This window comes from Adlercreutzia sp. CNCM I-6215 (assembly GCF_977072315.1).
Map to the genome: position 1 here is coordinate 65,889 of NZ_CDRVMA010000009.1, position 17,366 is coordinate 83,254.

15 protein-coding genes are annotated in these 17,366 nt (G+C 63.7%); 14 read left to right on the forward strand and 1 reads right to left on the reverse strand.

Annotation, left to right across the window (positions count from 1 at the left end; genetic code table 11):
- Positions 1-196 precede the first annotated feature (196 nt).
- The 7 genes from ACW4LP_RS08185 to ACW4LP_RS08215 all read left to right on the forward strand — a co-directional run bounded on the left by ACW4LP_RS08185 (position 197) and on the right by ACW4LP_RS08215 (position 8,064).
- The gene (locus tag ACW4LP_RS08185; protein WP_455803705.1) at positions 197-2,677 is read left to right on the forward strand and encodes a molybdopterin-containing oxidoreductase family protein; all 2,481 of its coding nucleotides are present in this window, start codon (positions 197-199) and stop codon (positions 2,675-2,677) included.
- Between the two features lie 14 nt (positions 2,678-2,691).
- Positions 2,692-3,354 (forward strand): 4Fe-4S dicluster domain-containing protein, encoded by a 663-nt coding sequence (locus ACW4LP_RS08190; protein ID WP_114549271.1) that lies wholly within the window; start codon positions 2,692-2,694, stop codon positions 3,352-3,354.
- 68 nt (positions 3,355-3,422) lie between these two features.
- Positions 3,423-4,157 carry a molecular chaperone TorD family protein gene (locus ACW4LP_RS08195; RefSeq protein ID WP_114549272.1) on the forward strand — a complete coding sequence of 245 codons (735 nt, stop codon included), beginning with the start codon at positions 3,423-3,425 and terminating at the stop codon, positions 4,155-4,157.
- A 20-nt stretch (positions 4,158-4,177) separates the two neighbouring features.
- The gene (locus tag ACW4LP_RS08200) at positions 4,178-4,909 is read left to right on the forward strand and encodes a ferric reductase-like transmembrane domain-containing protein (RefSeq protein WP_455803706.1); all 732 of its coding nucleotides are present in this window, start codon (positions 4,178-4,180) and stop codon (positions 4,907-4,909) included.
- Positions 4,910-5,082: 173 nt separating this feature from the next.
- Complete coding sequence (locus ACW4LP_RS08205; RefSeq protein ID WP_302383719.1) at positions 5,083-5,943, forward strand: Rpn family recombination-promoting nuclease/putative transposase; 861 nt, start codon at positions 5,083-5,085, stop codon at positions 5,941-5,943.
- 161 nt (positions 5,944-6,104) lie between these two features.
- The gene (locus tag ACW4LP_RS08210; RefSeq protein ID WP_418914853.1) at positions 6,105-7,160 is read left to right on the forward strand and encodes a polyprenyl synthetase family protein; all 1,056 of its coding nucleotides are present in this window, start codon (positions 6,105-6,107) and stop codon (positions 7,158-7,160) included.
- A gap of 1 nt (position 7,161) precedes the next feature.
- Complete coding sequence (locus ACW4LP_RS08215) at positions 7,162-8,064, forward strand: peptidoglycan-binding domain-containing protein (RefSeq protein ID WP_302011352.1); 903 nt, start codon at positions 7,162-7,164, stop codon at positions 8,062-8,064.
- Here ACW4LP_RS08215 and ACW4LP_RS08220 read toward each other — a convergent pair whose 3' ends face one another.
- Positions 8,065-9,540 carry a response regulator transcription factor gene (locus ACW4LP_RS08220; RefSeq protein ID WP_455803707.1) on the reverse strand — a complete coding sequence of 492 codons (1,476 nt, stop codon included), beginning with the start codon at positions 9,538-9,540 and terminating at the stop codon, positions 8,065-8,067.
- 289 nt (positions 9,541-9,829) lie between these two features.
- On the opposite strand from ACW4LP_RS08220, the gene ACW4LP_RS08225 reads away from it, so the two are divergent.
- The 7 genes from ACW4LP_RS08225 (at position 9,830) to ACW4LP_RS08255 (ending at position 17,232) form a co-directional block, all read left to right on the forward strand.
- Positions 9,830-11,587 carry an FAD-dependent oxidoreductase gene (locus ACW4LP_RS08225; RefSeq protein WP_455803708.1) on the forward strand — a complete coding sequence of 586 codons (1,758 nt, stop codon included), beginning with the start codon at positions 9,830-9,832 and terminating at the stop codon, positions 11,585-11,587.
- Between the two features lie 416 nt (positions 11,588-12,003).
- On the forward strand, positions 12,004-13,290 hold the full coding sequence (gene leuC, locus ACW4LP_RS08230; protein WP_117284323.1) for a 3-isopropylmalate dehydratase large subunit: 1,287 nt from the start codon (positions 12,004-12,006) through the stop codon (positions 13,288-13,290).
- An 11-nt stretch (positions 13,291-13,301) separates the two neighbouring features.
- Entirely contained in the window at positions 13,302-13,802 is a 501-nt protein-coding gene (locus ACW4LP_RS08235) for a 3-isopropylmalate dehydratase small subunit (protein ID WP_161127595.1), read from the forward strand.
- Between the two features lies 1 nt (position 13,803).
- A complete protein-coding gene (leuB, locus tag ACW4LP_RS08240) occupies positions 13,804-14,913 on the forward strand; it encodes a 3-isopropylmalate dehydrogenase (RefSeq protein ID WP_161127596.1) in 1,110 nt (369 codons plus the stop codon).
- A 168-nt stretch (positions 14,914-15,081) separates the two neighbouring features.
- A complete protein-coding gene (gene hisS, locus ACW4LP_RS08245; RefSeq protein WP_455803709.1) occupies positions 15,082-16,398 on the forward strand; it encodes a histidine--tRNA ligase in 1,317 nt (438 codons plus the stop codon).
- A 183-nt stretch (positions 16,399-16,581) separates the two neighbouring features.
- Positions 16,582-16,815 (forward strand): hypothetical protein, encoded by a 234-nt coding sequence (locus ACW4LP_RS08250; protein ID WP_022740633.1) that lies wholly within the window; start codon positions 16,582-16,584, stop codon positions 16,813-16,815.
- Positions 16,816-16,824: 9 nt separating this feature from the next.
- Positions 16,825-17,232: a type II toxin-antitoxin system VapC family toxin gene (locus ACW4LP_RS08255; RefSeq protein ID WP_157012433.1), complete on the forward strand. Its 408-nt coding sequence runs from the start codon at positions 16,825-16,827 to the stop codon at positions 17,230-17,232.
- The last annotated feature ends 134 nt before the right edge of the window (positions 17,233-17,366 follow it).

Below are 17,366 nucleotides of genomic sequence, written 5' to 3' on the forward strand. Positions count from 1 at the left end.
GGCCACTTAATCTCCTGTTAAGGTCAATTTAACCTAAAGCTTAGGCATAGCGTATCGCTATTAATCGGCGCACCTCGGCATAATGGCAGTATCGAAAAGTCCAAAGAGGAGACTTTTCACGCGGGCGAGGACGCGAGCCACCCCCTCCCTGGCGAACGTCCTCGTCAACATGCGAGGGAGAGAGAGGAGTCAGGACATGACCGAACAGACAACGGGCATGAGTTTCTCGCGCAGAAATTTCATCAAGGGAGCGGCCGCGCTGACGGCCACCGGCGCGCTCGTCGGCTGCGCCCCCGCCAAGGAGACGCTGGCGGAAACGGGCGAGGAGACGGTAGAGGTTCCGGAGACGAAGATCTACTCGGGCGCGTGCCGTGCCCAGTGCGGTCAGGGCTGCTACCTGAACGTCCGTGTGCGCGACGGTCGCGTGGTGCGCACGACTGCGGGTCACTTCGATGACGGCCCCGAGTTCGACCGTATCTGCCCGAAGGGCCTTGTCCAACCCGCCCGCGTGTACAGCGCCGAGCGACTGCAGTACCCCATGCGTCGTGTAGGTGAGCGCGGCAGTGGCGAGTTCGAGCGCATTAGCTGGGATGAGGCGATTGCCGAGATCGCCGAGAAATGGAAGGGCTACACCGAGGAGTTCGGCCCGAAGTCCATTGCCATGTTCCTGGGCAGCGGCAACACCGGTACTCTCGGCGGCGGCGCCCCGGAGGGCTCCATTATGGCTCGCCTGCTGAACGTCATGGGCGCGAGCCGTGTCCTGCCGGACCGCGATATTGCTACGCCGATGTCCTGGGCCTACGTGTTTGGAGCCGGCCCCTATGGCAATCGCAGCTCGGACGCTATTAACGCCAAGCACCATGTAATTTGGGGCGGCGACACGGCGGTGTCCCAGAAGCAGCTCGCACACTTCTTCCTGGAGGCGCGCGATGCGGGCACCGAGCTTGTGGTGATCGATATCGCCTATCGCGTCATGCCCTCGAAGGCCGACTGGTTCATCCCGGTGCATCCGGCTACCGACGGCGCCCTGGCGCTCGGCGCTATCCACGAGATCTTCGAGCAGGGCTGGGAAGCGACCGACTTCCTGCGCGATCACACCGAGGCTCCCCTGCTGATCAAGGAGGACGGTAAATTCCTGCGCATGAGCGACTTGGGCGTGGAGCCGACCGAGACTGCGACCAACGCTCAGGGCGAGGAAGTTCCCGTCGACCCCTACGTGGTGTGGGACGAGGAGACTTCCAGCGCTGTGCCCCTGGCACAGGCCGTCAAGCCTGCGCTCGGCGGGGTTGCCCCCATCCAGGGCATCGCGGTGCGCACGGAGATGGAGCTGGTGCGGGAAGCGGTTGAGCCGTGGACGCTGGAGCACACCTCCGAGGTGACCGGCGTGAGCGTCGAGGACATCCAGCACCTCGCGCACCTCTACACGCAGGAAGGCGATGTTCAGACGGACATGAAGTTCGGTCTGAACCACTACAACAACGGCATGTACAGCTCGAAGTGCATCAACTCGCTTCTGCTCGTGTCTGGCCAGATGGGTCGTTCGGGATCGGGTCTGTTCACCGGCGAGCCGAACTTCGGCGAGGGCAATGTGCAGGCATGCATCACGATGCCGAGCGCCTCGGGTGAAGTGCCTCAGGGAGTCGGCGCTATTCTTAACTGGACCGACTTCTGCAACAACATTGTGCACACGGGCAAGAAGCTTGGCGAGGATTTCCCCATCAAGTCCTTCTACGCTTCCTGCACCAACGTCGTCTCGAATCAGACGGATCAGAACAAGACCCTCGAGCTCATGAATGCGATCGAGTTCATTGTCATCCAGGACATGACCATGAACGACACGGCGCTGTACGCTGACATCCTGCTGCCTGCTTGCCACTGGTTCGAGACTGAGGATTTGCGCGTCCGCTACTACTGCAACCCCTATCTGCTGTGGAACGAGAAGGCCGTCGAGCCCCTGTACGAGAGCAAGCCGGACTTCGAGATTTACAAGCTCATCGCCGAGGCTATGGGATACGGTGACTTCTTCCAGTTCACGGCCGACGAGTACTTGAATGTCCTTCTCTCCACTCCCTATGGGAAGGAGAAGGGGATCACTATCGACAAGATCCGCGAGAAGAATTACTTGCGTTGCGACAACGATCCCACCATCGCCTTCGAGGGCGCTGTTTTCGGAACGCCTACGGGACGCGCCATGTTCTACCGCGAGGATCCCAAGCCCGACTACATGATGGGCCAGGAGCTGGATTTGGAGAAGGAAAAGCTGTCGGTCTTCTGGGAGCCGGCGCGCGAGGCCGATCTTTCCAACCCCATCCGCGAGAAGTACCCCTTCACCATCTGCTGCGAGCATATGCGCACCCGCGCCCACACTCAGTGGTACGACGTCGATTATCTGAAGGAGTTCGAGGCCGCACCGGTGTGCCGTATCAATCCGGAAGATGCCGCCGAGCTGGGTATCGAAGAGGGAGATACCGTCCGTCTCTACAACGACCGCGGATCGGTTACCATGCTGGCCGTCCTCAATCCCGGTGAGCAGCGCAAGGCGGTTCACTGCCCGCGCAGCTTCCTGACGCGCGAGCACATTGACGGCGACCTTGCTCGTACGACCTTCAACGAATACAACCAGGCCTGCAGAAACCAGTCCTACTTCGACTGCGCTGTGGCCATCGAGAAGCTCTAGGGAGGCTGAGATAGATGACTCGATACGGAATGGCGATCGACCTTCGTCGCTGCATCGGATGCCAGGCGTGCGCTGCGGCGTGCAAGATAGCGAACAATCTGCCGAAGGAGCTGACGTACAACGTCGTGTACACCAAGACCGATGACGATTTCGACACCATTGGTACCGCCGTGTCCCGCGGCGCCCTTGCCAACGACAACGCCGGCGGCACCTTCCCCAATTGCACGCTGAACTTCCTGCCCATGCAGTGCCAGCACTGTGCTGATCCGGCCTGCCTGAGCGTGTGCCCCACTGGCGCAACCCAGCAGCGCGAGGACGGCATCGTGTTCGTTGATACGGATCTGTGCATCGGGTGCGAGTCCTGCATCAAGGCGTGCCCCTACGAGGGCGTCCGCACCCTTATCAGCGACAACCCCGAGTATTACCTTGAGGTTGAGGTCGGCGAGTTCGACGCCCCGCCCCACAAGGCCGGGACGGTGGAGAAGTGCACGTTCTGCAAGAACCTCGTCGATCGCGGAGATGTGCCGGCCTGCATGCAGCTGTGCCCGGCCCGCGCCCGCTACTGGGGCGATTTGGACGATCCGGAATCTGAGGTGTCGAAGGCCATCGAGGGCCGCGACTATCACCTCATGCTGGAGTCGGCGGGGACGAACCCGAGTGTCTACTACTTGAAGTAAGCGCGTATCTGGAAACGGCAGGGCGGGCGTCGGAAAGTACGGCGCCCGCCTCTTTGTAAGGAGGCTTCGTGAGCGCAGAGGATATGAGGAAAGTTGTCGGCTTGGCCGACGGTTGCGAATTGATGAGCGCGCTGACGCGCTTTCCTGACAACGATGTGGCGGCAGCGGTGGCGAGCGGATCGGTGCACGACGACGCGGTTGGCTGCGCGAAAGACGTGGCGGCAGCGCGTGATGACGGGCGCGCTGGTGACATTGAGGCGCTTTGCGAAGGCTTCGTGTGCGCTGCCGACGAAGATGCTGAGGCGCTCGGGGCCGCATTGCGCCGCGCATGGTCGCTGCTGTACGCGCGCCAAGGAAGCGGAGTGGCCATTTTTCCCTACGAGAGCGCGTTTGTGCACGTTCGCGAGGGGTTGCCCGGAGCGCCGGCGCTGTTCCGTACGGCGCTGACCCTGCGTGTCGAGAAAACCATGCGTGAGAGCGGCGTTCTGCCGAAGGACGCCGAGACCGAGCCGTGCGACAGCGCGTGGAACGAATGGGCGTTCCTCTCGTTTCTCCTTGGCAGCGAGGCGGCTTCTTTAGAGGCGGAAGATGAAGAGGCCGTGGCGCTTTGGCGGGGTCGGGTTGCTGATTTCGTTCGAGACCACGCGGCTTTGTGGCTGCCGGATTTCCTGACGCGCACGGCTGAAGAGGTCGAACGCCTCGCGCAGGCGGGCAAGGTGGACCCGGCGGCCGAGCGCTTCTATGGCGCGCTGGCGGCGTACGGGCGTTTTCTGCTGGCAACGCTTGCTGAGCGTGCGGCATAGGCGAGGGTGAGGAGCAAGCAATGACATTCCTTATGGTTTTGGCGGTGACGGTGGCGGCTTGCCTGGCTCTGCGCACGCCGCTGCATAAGTGGCCGGTGGCGTTTTACGTACTGGCTGTGGCGGCTGACGTGGCCTACGTCATTGGCGTCGAGGGGCTGCTCCCCCGTGTTGTAATGGGGCCGCTTACGCTGCTCATGGGCAAGTGTGTGCTGTCGCTGGCGCTGTTTGTGGTGGTCATGTACATCGGTGTGTTCGCCAAGGGATCGAAGGTGCATCAGTGGCTTAAGCCGGTGCGCAGCGAGTTGTCCATTATCGCATGCATTTTGGCTTGCGGGCATATGGCGGTGTATTTGGGCTCCTACGCTCCGCGACTCGGCGGCACGCTGGGGGTGAATGTGGTGAGCGCCCTGGTGGTAGCGCTCGCGCTGCTCGTGCTTCTGCTGGTGCTGGGCGTGACCTCTTTCGCCTTCGTAAAGCGCCGCATGCGCACCGATAGCTGGAAGCGCCTGCAGCGGTGGGCCTATGTGTTCTTCGGCTTGGTGTACGTGCACCTCATGCTGATGCTGGCGCCGGCGGCGAGCCAGGGCGGCGAGGCCGCTGTGGCAAGTGTGGTCGTGTACACGGTGATCTTTGGCGCCTACGCCGCGCTGCGCGTCCGCCGGGCGCTCGTCGACCGGCGTGCTGTTGCAGCGGTCGGTGCCCTGGATGCTGCATCGGGCTTCGATCTCGAGACCGGGGACTGCGCCGTCTAGCTGATACGAATCGAATAGTCTCCCAAGAGCGGGCCCTGGCTTTTTTCGCCGGGGCCCGCTTCATTTTGCGGCGCGACTGCGGTCGGCGCGAGGAACGAAACGGGACATTCCCGCGTCATTTCTACGGCTCGGCTCTGTTAGGCTCATGCTGCAAGTCCGATGGAGGAGGAGTCATGCGGGAGCGCCAAAGAAGGGTCGATTTCACCAACAGCTGGATGTTCGGGAGGGTCATGACCGACGAGTCGATATGTCGCGATGTCATCAGGGCCGTGCTGGGCATCGAGGCCGTGCGCATCGACTACCTGAACGCCGAGCAGGTGCTCGACCCCGCCCCGGAGAGCCACGGCGTCCGCATGGACGTGTACGCCAGGGAGCGCGGGTCGGGCGAGCGGGTCTACGACCTGGAGATGCAGGCGCAGCGGGAGCCCCTGCTCGGGAAGCGCTTCCGGTACTACCAGGCTGTCCTGGACGTGAGGGAGCTTCCCGCCGGGGACGACTACGACCGGCTGCCCGAGAGCTTCGTCGTCTTCCTGTGCAGCCAGGATCCCTTCGGGTACGACCTGCCCGTCTACCACCTCGAGCGCCGATGCGACGAGGTCCCCGAATTGCGGCTCGGGAATGCCTCGCACTGGCTCGCGCTGAACGCCCGGGCGTGGGAGGACGCGCCGGGCGGGGACCTGCTCGATCTGCTAAGATATGCCCAGACGGGCAAGGCCCTGGGTTCGCTCTCGCGCAAGATAGAGGAGGCGGTCGGGCGGGCCAACGAGGATCGAGAGTGGGTGGACAAGGTGTGGTCGGTGAGCACGATCGTGGAGAACGCCGCGCGGCGCGAGCGCATAAACGGCCGCATCGCCTGCGAGGAGGCGCGCGAGGAAGGCCGCCAAGAAGGCCGCCAAGAAGGCCTCGAGGAGGGCTCCGCGCGGTTCGCCGCCCTGGCGTCCCGGCTCATCGAGGCCGGCCGCGTCGACGATCTCGCGCAAGCGGCATCCGATCCCGTCCGGCGAGACGAGCTCTTTCGGGAGTTCGATCTGTAGGGCAGTCGTGCCCTTACGCTGCTTAGGGCCATGGTGCCGGCGTCGCTCCTCGCCGCCAAATCTTACATTCTTGTCGGTGGGCTGATCGCGCGGCGCGGGCCTTGGTGCCCGTGGTATTATGGTTCGATGCTGAAACGACCGCCCTCTGGCAAGAAAGCGCTATGAAGAACATCTCAGAAATCCTCGCCAGCGTCGAAGAGACGCCCGCCACGTTCGAAGACTATTTGAAAGCCTACGCCGATCCGGTCGGGGAGCTGATCAACAGCTACATTCCCCATGGGACTCACGGGGATATGGACCGCTACCTGTACGATCCGCTCTATCATTACAGCGAGAACGCGGGCAAGCGTCATCGTCCGCTCATTTGCTTCGCGGCCTGTCTGGCCGTGGGCGGCGACCCCAACCGTGCCGCCACCGCCGCCGCGGCCATTGAGCACTTCCATTCCGCGGCCCTCATCCACGACGACATCGCCGACGAGGCCGAGCTGCGCCGCGGCGAGCCCTGCCTGCACCTTACCGAGGGGCTGGGGCTGGCCATCAACATGGGGGATCTGGCTCTTTCCATGGTAAACGGTCCGGTGGTGAACGACCCGCTTTTGGAAGACGCCGTGAAGGTGCGCGTTATCAAGGAGCTCATCGCCATGACCTGCCGCACGGTGGAGGGCCAGGCGCTCGATCTGGGCTGGGCCCGCGACGGCCGCTACGACATCACGCCCGAGGACTACCTCACCATGGCCATCCACAAAACGGCCCACTATTCCGGCGCGGTGCCGCTGGCCGTGGGCGCCATCGTGGGGGGCGCCTCCGACGAGGTGGTGGAGGCCCTGCGCAGCTACGGGCTTGACACGGGCCTCGCCTTCCAGATTCAGGACGATCTACTGAACCTCGTGGGCACTGACGAGGCCAAGAAGAAGGACTTCCGCAGCGACATCACTGAGGGAAAGCGCACGCTCGTTGTCGTGCACGCTCTGCAGAACACCGAGCCTGCGGCCCGAGAGCGTCTCGTCGAGATTCTGTCCTCGAAGGAGCGCGATCCGGAGGTGCTCGCCGAGGCCGTGGCCATTATGGAGAAAACGGGATCCATCGACTACGCCCGCACCTTCGCTGAGGATCTTACGCTGAATGCTAAGGCGCGACTGGCCGGGGCGCTGCCTCCCTCGCCGTATCGCGATTTGCTCGTATCCATGGCCGACTGGTTTGTGAACAGGTTGAAGTAACATGGAGCCTATCAAAAGAAATGACACCGGCGCTGCCGTCGAGGACGTGCAGACGCGCCTGGCCCGCATCGGGCACCTTCCCGAGGATGCCATCACTGGCACCTTCGACGACGCTACCGCCGCCGCATTGGCTGATTTCCTTGCCGCGTCGGCACTGCCGCCGAGTGAGGATGTGACCGAGAAGGTGTGGGCCGCTTTGGTGGATGCCACCTACAACTTGGGCGACCGCACGTTGTACTTGCGCATGCCCTACTTCCACGGTCATGACGTGCTGGAATTGCAGCAGGCGCTCGGCGCGCTCGGGTTCTTCTACGGTACACGTGACGCCATCTTCGGCGCCCATACCGAGGAGGCGCTGCGTCGCTTCCAGCTGAACCTGGGGCTGCCTTCCGATGGCATTGCCGGAGCCTACACCTACGCGGCTCTGCGCAACCTGGCCCATTCCTGGGTTGGCAAGGAGGCGACCCACGGGCCCGTGCGCCATCTGGGCTTCGCCCGCGCCGCCGACGTGCTGGAACGCAACGCCGTGTGCCTGTTCGGCACCGACGAGTTCTCCCGCGCCGTGGCTTCGCGCATGTCGAACGTGGCCCAGGCGACCAACCCGGCCTCCAAGATCATCAGCGCCGATGCGCTGTCGGTACCGCCGGATGCGTCAATGATGCTTGTGCACGTGCTGTTGGAAGCGACGGATGCCGAGGTCGGAGTGCCGCTGGTGTCCTACGAGGAGGAAGGTACGCTGGCGCTGCGTCTGGCCTCGGCCGTCGACGTGGCCCGCGATGCGAGCTGGCCCCGCGTGTCGGTGTTGCTCCCCGGCACCGTTTGGCTGGAAGCCGGCCCGGAGCGCTCCGCCCAGCATTACGCCATTACGCTGCTCGACGCCCTCTGCTCCGCGCTGCAGGAGTAGCTACTCGAACAGGTCGAGCAGCTCCTGACGGGAGTGAACGCCAAGCTTCTGGTAGATATGCTTGACGTGGGTGGCCACGGTGTTCTTCGAAAGCACCAGCTCCTCGCGGATGTAAGGTTGGCTGCGCCCGCGCGCCAGGTAGCCGAGAATTTCCGCCTCGCGGCCCGACAGACCGTGCTCCTCGGTGAGGCGCTGGCAGATGCCGTCGATGGTCGTGTCGGCGCTAGAGGTGATGCTGCCTGCCTCGCCGGGGTCATCTGGCTTGTCGATCCTGCCAATCGGCAGGACGGCCTCATTGCGCGGAGCGGTGTTGTGAGCAGCGGAGATCTCAAGCACAGAGGAGCGGTTGGTGGGGTATCCCAGCCAGGAGAGGGAAAACACGACCAAAAGACCCAGGGCGATGGCGAACAACCCCAATGGCTCGATGGAGGTCATCTCGCTCAAGGCACGCCCGGCGAGGTTGCCCGCCAGAACACCCAGCTGCAGCGACCCTTCCGCTACGCCGATGCCGAGAGCTGCTTTTGCCCCATTGCTTTTGGCCGCTGTCACCACGAAAAGCACTGCGGCGATGGTAAGCGTGGTGTCCGCAATGGCAACAAGGCTCGTGGAGAGAGCAACGGCCCACAGATCTGCCCACGGCAGGAGGGCAAGGGCGATGGCAACGAGCGGGGCAATGAGCCGAAAGAGTCCGTCGAAACTTGGACGTGCGGCGAACAGTACGATGCCGACCACGAGGGCGATGCCGCAGATTGAGCCGATGACGGTGGCGATGTCGATGCCCCAATCAATGAAGGGCGCGTCGGCGTTCGCTTGCAGCGCGCCAGAGCATCCGATGACGAAATATGAGAGGAAAAGCAGCGCGGCGATGCGGGCGAGGGTAAAGAGCGCCGGCCGGCGCAGGCCGTCTGTTGCGACGCTTGCGTTTTCAACTGGTGGAATATCTCGATAGGTGGCCAGCAGCATAGGGCCCGACGCGAGAGGCAAAGAGGCGGTCGCCAGGATGCCGACGGTGCTTGGCAAGTAGGGGAGAACCAAAGCGCAGCCGAGCATGGTAAGGGAAGCAGCCGGGATGGCGACTTCGGAGCTTTCGATGTCCAGCGCTGCCAAGGCCTGTCCCCACAGTACGTAAAGAGCGCCCGTGCCGAGCCCCGTAAGCGCGCCGCTGACCACTGCTGGCGCAAGAATCCCCTCGGCGGCCGCCAGTCCCGAGAGAAGCGTTCCTGCCGCCGTTGCCACTCCCGCTGCGACGGTGAGCCAGGGGGGCGCCATGGTCTGGCGCCTCCCTAGGACGAATCCCAAAACGAAAAGCGTGAGCGTCACAACGACAGCCGAGGCGAGCCAGGAACTGTCGGCGTTGATGCCGATGCCCGCGCGCTCCGGAAAGACTGCGAAGGTCTCGAAGGATCCGTAGACCCACGCCCAGAGAAATCCGATGCCGAGATAGCGCACCTTCAGCGTCCTCTCGAGTCTCGTCAAGCTTTGTGCCGTTGCTTTCGTTTTCGGTTTCGTCACGTTCCCTCCCTGAAAGCGCTCTTGCGGAACCATCATAGGCTTCCATGGGGTCTATCACCCTCACCTATTGTAGGTGAAAACGGATGAAAACCCAGCCTTTAGGCGATGTTTGTCTATGTTGTCGGTGCCACACTGAGTCCACCTTGAAATCTCAAGGGAGGGATTTCGGCCGGGTACGTTCGGTTGCGCTCGCAGGGGATGGGCCTCTGCGACAAACAGCACCACGGCCGAAGGAGCTAAAGGAGGAACTATCATGACTGAATCTTCGCTTTCCCGCCGCTCGTTTCTGACCGGCGCCGCCGCCCTGGGGTCGCTGGCTGCTGCAGGCGCTCTGGCCGGCTGCTCCCCGAAGACGCCGGCGGAGGCGCCGACCGAGGGAGCTGCGACCGAAGAGGACACCGCCTCGGCTTCCGGCGCGCCCGACTGGCTCGGCGAAGCGCCCGCCATCAGCGATGGTGATTGCGCGGAGACCATCGAGTGCGACGTGCTCGTCATCGGCGCGGGAACGTCGGGCTATTTCGCCGCGTGCGCTGCCGCCGAGAACGGGGCCAAAACGCTGCTCATCGAGAAGTCGTCCGCCGGCAACGGCGTGCGCTCCTCGGCACTGGGCGCGGTGAACTCCCGTTTCCAGCAGGAGGTGGGCGAGGCGGCCGCCATCGATCCCATGGAGATCATGAACGACATGGATCGCTACGCCGACGGCCAGGTGCACTCGTCCCTCTACCGCAAGTGGGCCGAGAACTCCGGAGAGGCCATCGACTGGTACGCCGACGTCATCGCCAAGGACGGCCTTGAGGTTCAGCTTGAGTGGAACATGCCCAAGGGCACCTTCTACAAGGACTGGCCCACCGGCCACGGCACCAACGGTCGCGACGGTGCCGGCTACGCCGAGCGCGAGCCGCAGGTGTCCGAGTGCCTGAACAGCTACCTCACCTCCTTCGACGGCTGCGAGATCCGCTTCAACACGCCCATGAAGAACCTCATCGTGGAAGACGGCAAGGTAGTGGGCGCCTATGCCGAAGGGCCGGACGGCATGATCCGCATCAATGCCGCCAAGGGCGTCGTGGTGGCCACGGGAGGCTACGCCTGCAATCAGGACATGTACCAGGCCCTGCAGCCCACGCGCTACTCGTGCCTGGGCACCTTCGACGCCTTCCCCTCCTGCACCGGCGACGGCATCAAGGCGCTTATGTGGGCCGGCGCGAAGATGGATGAGGTGCACACCTCCCTCACGTTTAACCGCTGCCTGCTGACGGCGGATCAGGAGATCGCGCATCCCTATGAGATCGGCGGCGACTCCTACGGGTACTTCTTCTACGCCTCCCAGCCCTTCCTGCGGGTCGATCCACACGGCGCGCGCTTCCACAACGAGAGCGCTCCCTACGACTACGTGATGAACGCATCGTCGAAGCGCCCTGCGGCTGAGCGTTACTGGCATCAGATCTGGGACGGCGATTGGAAGCAGTACATCCCCGTCTTCCACACGGTGGGCTGCTCCACCATCTACATGCAGCCCGAGGGCGGCAGCGACCACGACGCCTTCCCCGGGATGCTGGAGGAGTGGATCGAGCCCGAGATGGAGGCCTTCGTCGAGGCCGGCTTCATCCAGAAGGCCGATACCCTTGAGGAGCTGGCCGACAAGCTCGGCTTTACGGGCGATGACAAGCAGGTGTTCCTGGACACCTGCGCCCAGCAAACCAAGAACTACGAGGCCGGCGTCGATCCGCAGTTCGGCAAGGAGGCCTTCCGCCTGTCGGCCATCAAGACGCCGCCGTTCTACGGTTCGGTGAAGAACTGCGGCCTGACGCTGTGCACGCTGGACGGCATCCAGGTAAACGACGATCTGCAGCCCTACGGCGAGGACGGCGCCCCCATCGAGGGTGTCTATGTCGTCGGCAACGACCAGGGCTGCTACTACGCGGGCACCTACCCGAACTTGGCCGCCGGCTTCAACGCCGGGCGCTGCGCCACCTTCGGCCGTATGGTCGGCAAGATGCTGGCCGAGAAGTAAGTTAGCGACTGCCATCTTCGAGACGCCGCGGCACCCGTTCCTCCCTGCGGGTGCCGCGGCTTTTTACGTTAGCGGCTGGCTTCGTTTTCGAAATCTTCCCGCCAAATGCCAGTTCGACCCCGAAATGGTCGATACGTTCGGAAGCTCTCTGCCATTACGGGCCTGAAGCGGCAGAAAAATGCCAGTTGAGGGCAGAAATGGCAGAAGGGACAGATGGAAGCCGGCCATTTCGGGGTCGAACTGGCATTTACTGCGAGAATTCCGAAAAGAGGGATGGGGAAGGGCCCGAAAAAGGCGACGAGTGCTTTTGCGTGGAAAATCTCGCACTTAGGCCCAGGGAAACCAAGTGGAAAAACACACGGTGCTACAATAGCCGAGTTTGAGAGTAATGTTTATCGCGCGCAAAGGAGCATCCCTTGACTCGTCCCATGACCATGGCGGAGAAGATTCTCGCCGCCCATGCGGGGCTGGATGAGGTGGAACCGGGCCAGTTGATCGAATGCGATCTGGATCTGGTGCTCGCCAACGACATCACGGCCCCCATCGCCATCAAGACCGTTCGCGAGATCACCGACAAGGTGTTCGATCCGACTAAGATCGCCCTCGTGCCCGACCACTACACCCCCAACAAGGACATCAAGTCCGCCGAGCAAGCCAAGATCGTGCGCGATTTCGTGCGCGAGCAGGGCATCACCCACTACTACGAGGTGGGCTGCATGGGCGTGGAGCACGCGCTTCTGCCGGAGCAGGGCGTCGTGGGCGCGGGCGACCTCATCATCGGCGCCGACAGCCACACCTGCACCTACGGCGCGCTGGGCGCGTTCTCCACGGGGGTGGGCTCCACCGATGCCGGCGTGGGCATGGCCACGGGCAAGGCCTGGTTCAAGGTGCCCGAGACCATCAAGTTCGTCATCGACGGCGAGCTGGCCCCCGGCGTCACCGGCAAGGACGTCATCCTGCACATCATCGGCATGATCGGCGTGGATGGCGCCCTGTACAAGGCTATGGAGTTCACGGGCAGCGCCATCGAAAGTATGCCGATGGACGAGCGCCTCTCCATTTCGAACATGGCCATCGAGGCCGGCGGCAAAGCGGGCCTCATCCCCGTGGACGATGTGACCCGCGCCTATCTGGACGAGCGCGCCGAGCGGCCCTATACCGCCTACTACTCCGATGACGATGCGCAGTTCGCCCAGGTCGTCGAAATCGACGCCGCTGACATCGTGCCGACGGTGGCCTTCCCGCACCTGCCGAGCAACACGCGCCCGGTGGCCGAGGCTCGCGACGTGAAGATCGACCAGGCCGTCATCGGCAGCTGCACCAACGGGCGCCTCGCCGACATGCGCCAGGCCGCAGCCGTGCTCGCGGGCCGCACGGTGCATCCGGACGTGCGCTGCATCGTCATCCCCGCCACTCAGAAGGTGTACCAGCAGTGCATCGCCGAGGGGCTCATGGACATCTTCATCGACGCCCACTGCGCCGTGTCCACCCCCACCTGCGGGCCGTGCCTGGGCGGCTACATGGGCATCCTCGCTGCCGGAGAGCGCGCCATCGCCACCACCAACCGCAACTTCGTCGGCCGTATGGGCGACCCCACCAGCGAGGTGTACCTCTCCTCGCCGGCCGTGGCCGCCGCTTCGGCCGTGCTCGGCCACATCGGCCTTCCGGAAGATTTGGAAGCCGTCGCGGACGCGGCGGAGTAGGAGGAAGCTCCATGAAATTCAAGGGAACCGTGCACCGCTACGGGCGCGACATCGACACTGACGTCATCATTCCCGCCCGCTATTTGAACACTTCCGATCCGGCGGAGCTGGCGAAGCATTGCCTGGAGGATCTGGACACGGAATTTGTGAACAACGTGCAGCCCGGCGACATCATCGTGGCCGATGAGAACTTCGGTTGCGGCTCATCGCGCGAGCACGCCCCCATCGCCATCAAGGCAGCCGGGGTGGACGTGGTCATCGCCAAGAGCTTCGCGCGCATCTTCTACCGCAACGCCATCAACACGGGGTTGGCCATTATGGAATGCCCCGAGGCCGTGGACGCCATCAGCAACGGCGATGTTGTGAGCGTGGATGCCGATGCGGGCACCATCACCGACGAGACCACGGGCGAGACCTTCACGGCCCAGCCCTTCCCGCCGTTCCTCATGGAGATCATCAACGCGGGAGGCCTCGTGCCCCGCTGGCAGAAGAAGCTCGGAAAGGACGCGTAGCATGACGACTACCTACAAGATTTGCCTGCTTGCCGGCGACGGCATCGGGCCGGAGATCATTGCCGAGGGCGTGAAGGTGCTGGACGCCGTGGGTGCGAAGTACGACACCGCCTTCGAGTACACCGACGCGCTCATCGGCGGTGCGGCCATCGATGCGACAGGCGAGCCCTTGCCGACGGCGACGCTGGATGCGGCCCGCGCCTCCGACGCGGTGCTGCTGGCTGCCGTGGGCGGCCCTAAGTGGGACACCACCGATCCTGCCGCCCCGCGCCCGGAGCAGGGGCTCTTGGGCATCCGTAAGGAGCTGGGCCTGTACACCAACCTGCGTCCCGTGCAGATCTTCAACGCTCTGGCCGACGCCTCCACGCTGCGCCCGGAGATCGTCGACGGCGTGGACATGATGATCGTCCGCGAGCTCACCGGTGGCTTGTACTTCGGTCGCCGCGAGCGCTTCTACGACGAGCCGGCCGCCGGCGTGAACGGAGCGCCGGGCCAGCGCGCCTACGACACGCTGGAGTACTCCGAGTACGAGATCGAGCGCATCGCCCGCCAGGCCTTCGAAATCGCCCGCAAGCGCCGCGGCAAGGTGACGAGTGTGGACAAGGCCAACGTGCTGGAGACGAGCCGCCTGTGGCGCGAGATCGTGCATCGCGTGCACGACGCGGACTACGCCGATGTGGAGCTGGAGGACCTGCTGGTGGACAACACGGCCATGCAGCTCATCAACCGTCCCGCCGATTTCGACGTGGTGGTGACCGAGAACATGTTCGGTGACATTCTCTCTGACGAGGCCGCCCAGATCACGGGCTCGCTGGGCATGCTCGCCAGCGCTTCTTTGGGCGACGGCGTGGCCCTGTACGAGCCGAGCCACGGCAGCGCGCCGGACATCGCCGGGCGCGGTATCGCCAACCCGCTGGCACAGATCCTTTCCGTGGAGATGATGCTGCGCTACAGCTTCGGCATGGGCGAGGCCGCCGACGACATCCGCCGCGCCGTCACCGAGGTGCTGGACGCCGGTTGGCGCACCGGCGACATCAAGGACGCCGAGACCCCGGTCGACAAGGTTGTGGGCACCGCGAAGATGGGCGACTTGGTGGTCGAGCATCTGTAGCGCCTCGCCCGTTTCGTCGGCCTGTCGGCTCGCCGCCATCGCCGCTGGGATTAAACTTGCAAAACCATTGGGAAAGGGCGGCCTGCGGGGTCGTCCTTTCTGCGTTACAATACCCGAAGTTTCACTTACCAGGGCCGCAAAGCCCCGTCGACGAAAAAGGATATCACCATGGCCATTAACGCTCCCGAGGGGACTCGCGATCTTCTGCCTGACGAGGCGCTGTTCTGGAATCAGTTCAAGCAGACGGCGGCCGAGGTGTTCGGCGCCTACGGGTATTTGCCCATCGAGACGCCCATCATGGAGCAGACCGAGCTCTTCGTCCGCGGCATCGGCGAAGCGACCGATGTGGTGTCCAAGGAGATGTTCACGGCCATTTCCGGTGAGAATCTGCGTCGCTGGGTGGAAGAGGGGAAGGCCCCGAAGGCGAAGAGCCGCCTGTCCTTGCGCCCCGAGGGCACGGCCGGTGTGGTGCGCGCCGTAGTGCAGCACGATTTGGTGCCGCAGGGCGCGGCCCCGGCGAAGCTCATGTACGCAGGCCCGATGTTCCGCGCCGAGCGCCCGCAGAAGGGGCGTCAGCGCCAGTTCAATCAGGTGGGTGTGGAGTGCCTGGGCGCCGAGGAGCCTACGATCGATGCCGAGGCCATCATCATGCTCATGCGCTTTTACGAGAAGGTGGGCATCCCGCGCGATTCCATGCGCCTTCTGTTGAACTCCATGGGCTGCGAGCAGTGCCGTCCGGCCTACCGCGAGCTCGTGCGCGCCTACATGGACGAGCACGCCGACGAGCTGTGCGACACCTGCATGACGCGCGCCGAGGTGAATCCGCTGAGGGCGTTCGACTGCAAGAATCCCCAGTGCGCGGCCATTATGGCTGACGCGCCGAAGATCACCGACCACTTGTGCGACGAGTGCCGCGAGCACTACGATGCGGTGAAGGTTCTGCTCGATGGCGCCGGGGTTGTCTACGAGGAGGACTACAAGCTCGTGCGCGGCCTGGATTACTACACCCGTACGGTGTTCGAGGTGCAGGTGGACAACGGCATGGGCGCCCAGAACGCCATCGGTGGCGGCGGGCGCTACGACAAGCTGGCCGAGGAGGTGGGGGGCCGTCCCACGCCCGGTCTCGGGTTCGCGCTCGGCTTCGAGCGCTGCGTGCTGGCCCTGGAGGCGGCCGGCGTGGAGTTCCCGCGAGCCCAGAAGTGTGATCTGTTCGTGGCCTGCGTCGACGACTCCGTGCGCGCCCGGGCCTTCGTGCTCGTGCAGGAGTGCCGCGATGCCGGCTTCACGACCGAGATGGATCACCAGAAGCGCTCGCTGAAGAGCCAGTTCAAGCTGGCCGACAAGCTGGGCGCGACCCGCGTGGCCGTCCTCGGTCCCGACGAGCTGGCCGAAGGCGTTGTGACGCTGCGTGACATGGCCACTCATGCCGAGGCCAAGGTGCGCCTGGAAGAAGTCGTCGGCGAGCTGGGCCGGGCGATTCTGTAGAAGCGGTATTTCGGGCGATCGCGCCACAAAATGTAGAGCCGCTGGCGGGGTTGGCGTACCGTGAGCTTTTATGCTCGTCTCGGCAACCATAGGTAATCCCGCAGGATGCACGTAAGCTGGTCTAAGTTGACGACAAGTATAAAGGCAAGTATACTTGTGTGACAAGTATACAGGAGGTGCGCTATGCCGCAGTTGTCTTTGTATCTGGATGAGCCGACCATGGAAATGCTGCGCGAGAAGTCGTCTCGAGCGCATCAGTCGATGTCGAGGTACGTGACGGGGCTCATTCGCGAGAGTGGGGAAGGGCGCGGCTGGCCGTCGGGCTACTGGGATAACGTCTACGGCTGTCTGAAGGATCCGACGTTCGTCGTCCCCGAGGAAGAGGGAGACCTCGACGAGATCGTTCTGTTCGCGTAAGGGGCCGTCATGTATTTCTTCGACTCCGATGTGTGCATCGAGATCATGCGGGGCCATCTGCCGCGGGCCCAGGAGATCATGCGGAAAAGCTCGCCGGATCTGTTCGGCGTGCCGGCTATCGTCGAGGCCGAGCTGCTGTACGGGGCCGAGAACAGTAACAATCCCGAAGAGGGCCGCTATTTTGTAGAGAGCCTCTTGTCGCCGCTGCACATCATTCCCTTCGATTCCCGGTGCGCCGCCTGCTACGCGCGAGTCCGGGCCGACTTGAAGCGGCGCGGTTGCATAATCGGGCCGAACGATCTGCTGATTGCCGCGACGGCCCTTGCCCATGGCGCGACGCTCGTTTCGAACAACACGAGGGTGTTCCGGCGTGTCGAGGGATTGCTTCTGGAGTTGTGGGCGGAGGTAGACTTTTAAGGTCGCAGTGAAGAAAATCTTCAGGCCCGTGGTTTTCTTTCGGGTATTTGACGGGTTGGGTGTTGGCGCAGGGCCTTCCTGTATAGTGTCACGAAACCTTCTACGGGGCCAAAGGGGCCCCAGGACGAGGTCGC

Bases quoted from the DNA above. Each gene is read 5' to 3' on its own strand.
- ACW4LP_RS08185 (WP_455803705.1), top strand. From the start codon at position 197: ATGACCGAACAGACAACGGGCATGAGTTTCTCGCGCAGAAATTTCATC.
- ACW4LP_RS08190 (WP_114549271.1), top strand. From the start codon at position 2,692: ATGACTCGATACGGAATGGCGATCGACCTTCGTCGCTGCATCGGATGC.
- ACW4LP_RS08200 (WP_455803706.1), top strand. From the start codon at position 4,178: ATGACATTCCTTATGGTTTTGGCGGTGACGGTGGCGGCTTGCCTGGCT.
- ACW4LP_RS08205 (WP_302383719.1), top strand. From the start codon at position 5,083: ATGCGGGAGCGCCAAAGAAGGGTCGATTTCACCAACAGCTGGATGTTC.
- ACW4LP_RS08210 (WP_418914853.1), top strand. From the start codon at position 6,105: ATGAAGAACATCTCAGAAATCCTCGCCAGCGTCGAAGAGACGCCCGCC.
- ACW4LP_RS08215 (WP_302011352.1), top strand. From the start codon at position 7,162: ATGGAGCCTATCAAAAGAAATGACACCGGCGCTGCCGTCGAGGACGTG.
- ACW4LP_RS08225 (WP_455803708.1), top strand. From the start codon at position 9,830: ATGACTGAATCTTCGCTTTCCCGCCGCTCGTTTCTGACCGGCGCCGCC.
- ACW4LP_RS08235 (WP_161127595.1), top strand. From the start codon at position 13,302: ATGAAATTCAAGGGAACCGTGCACCGCTACGGGCGCGACATCGACACT.
- leuB (WP_161127596.1), top strand. From the start codon at position 13,804: ATGACGACTACCTACAAGATTTGCCTGCTTGCCGGCGACGGCATCGGG.
- hisS (WP_455803709.1), top strand. From the start codon at position 15,082: ATGGCCATTAACGCTCCCGAGGGGACTCGCGATCTTCTGCCTGACGAG.
- ACW4LP_RS08250 (WP_022740633.1), top strand. From the start codon at position 16,582: ATGCCGCAGTTGTCTTTGTATCTGGATGAGCCGACCATGGAAATGCTG.
- ACW4LP_RS08255 (WP_157012433.1), top strand. From the start codon at position 16,825: ATGTATTTCTTCGACTCCGATGTGTGCATCGAGATCATGCGGGGCCAT.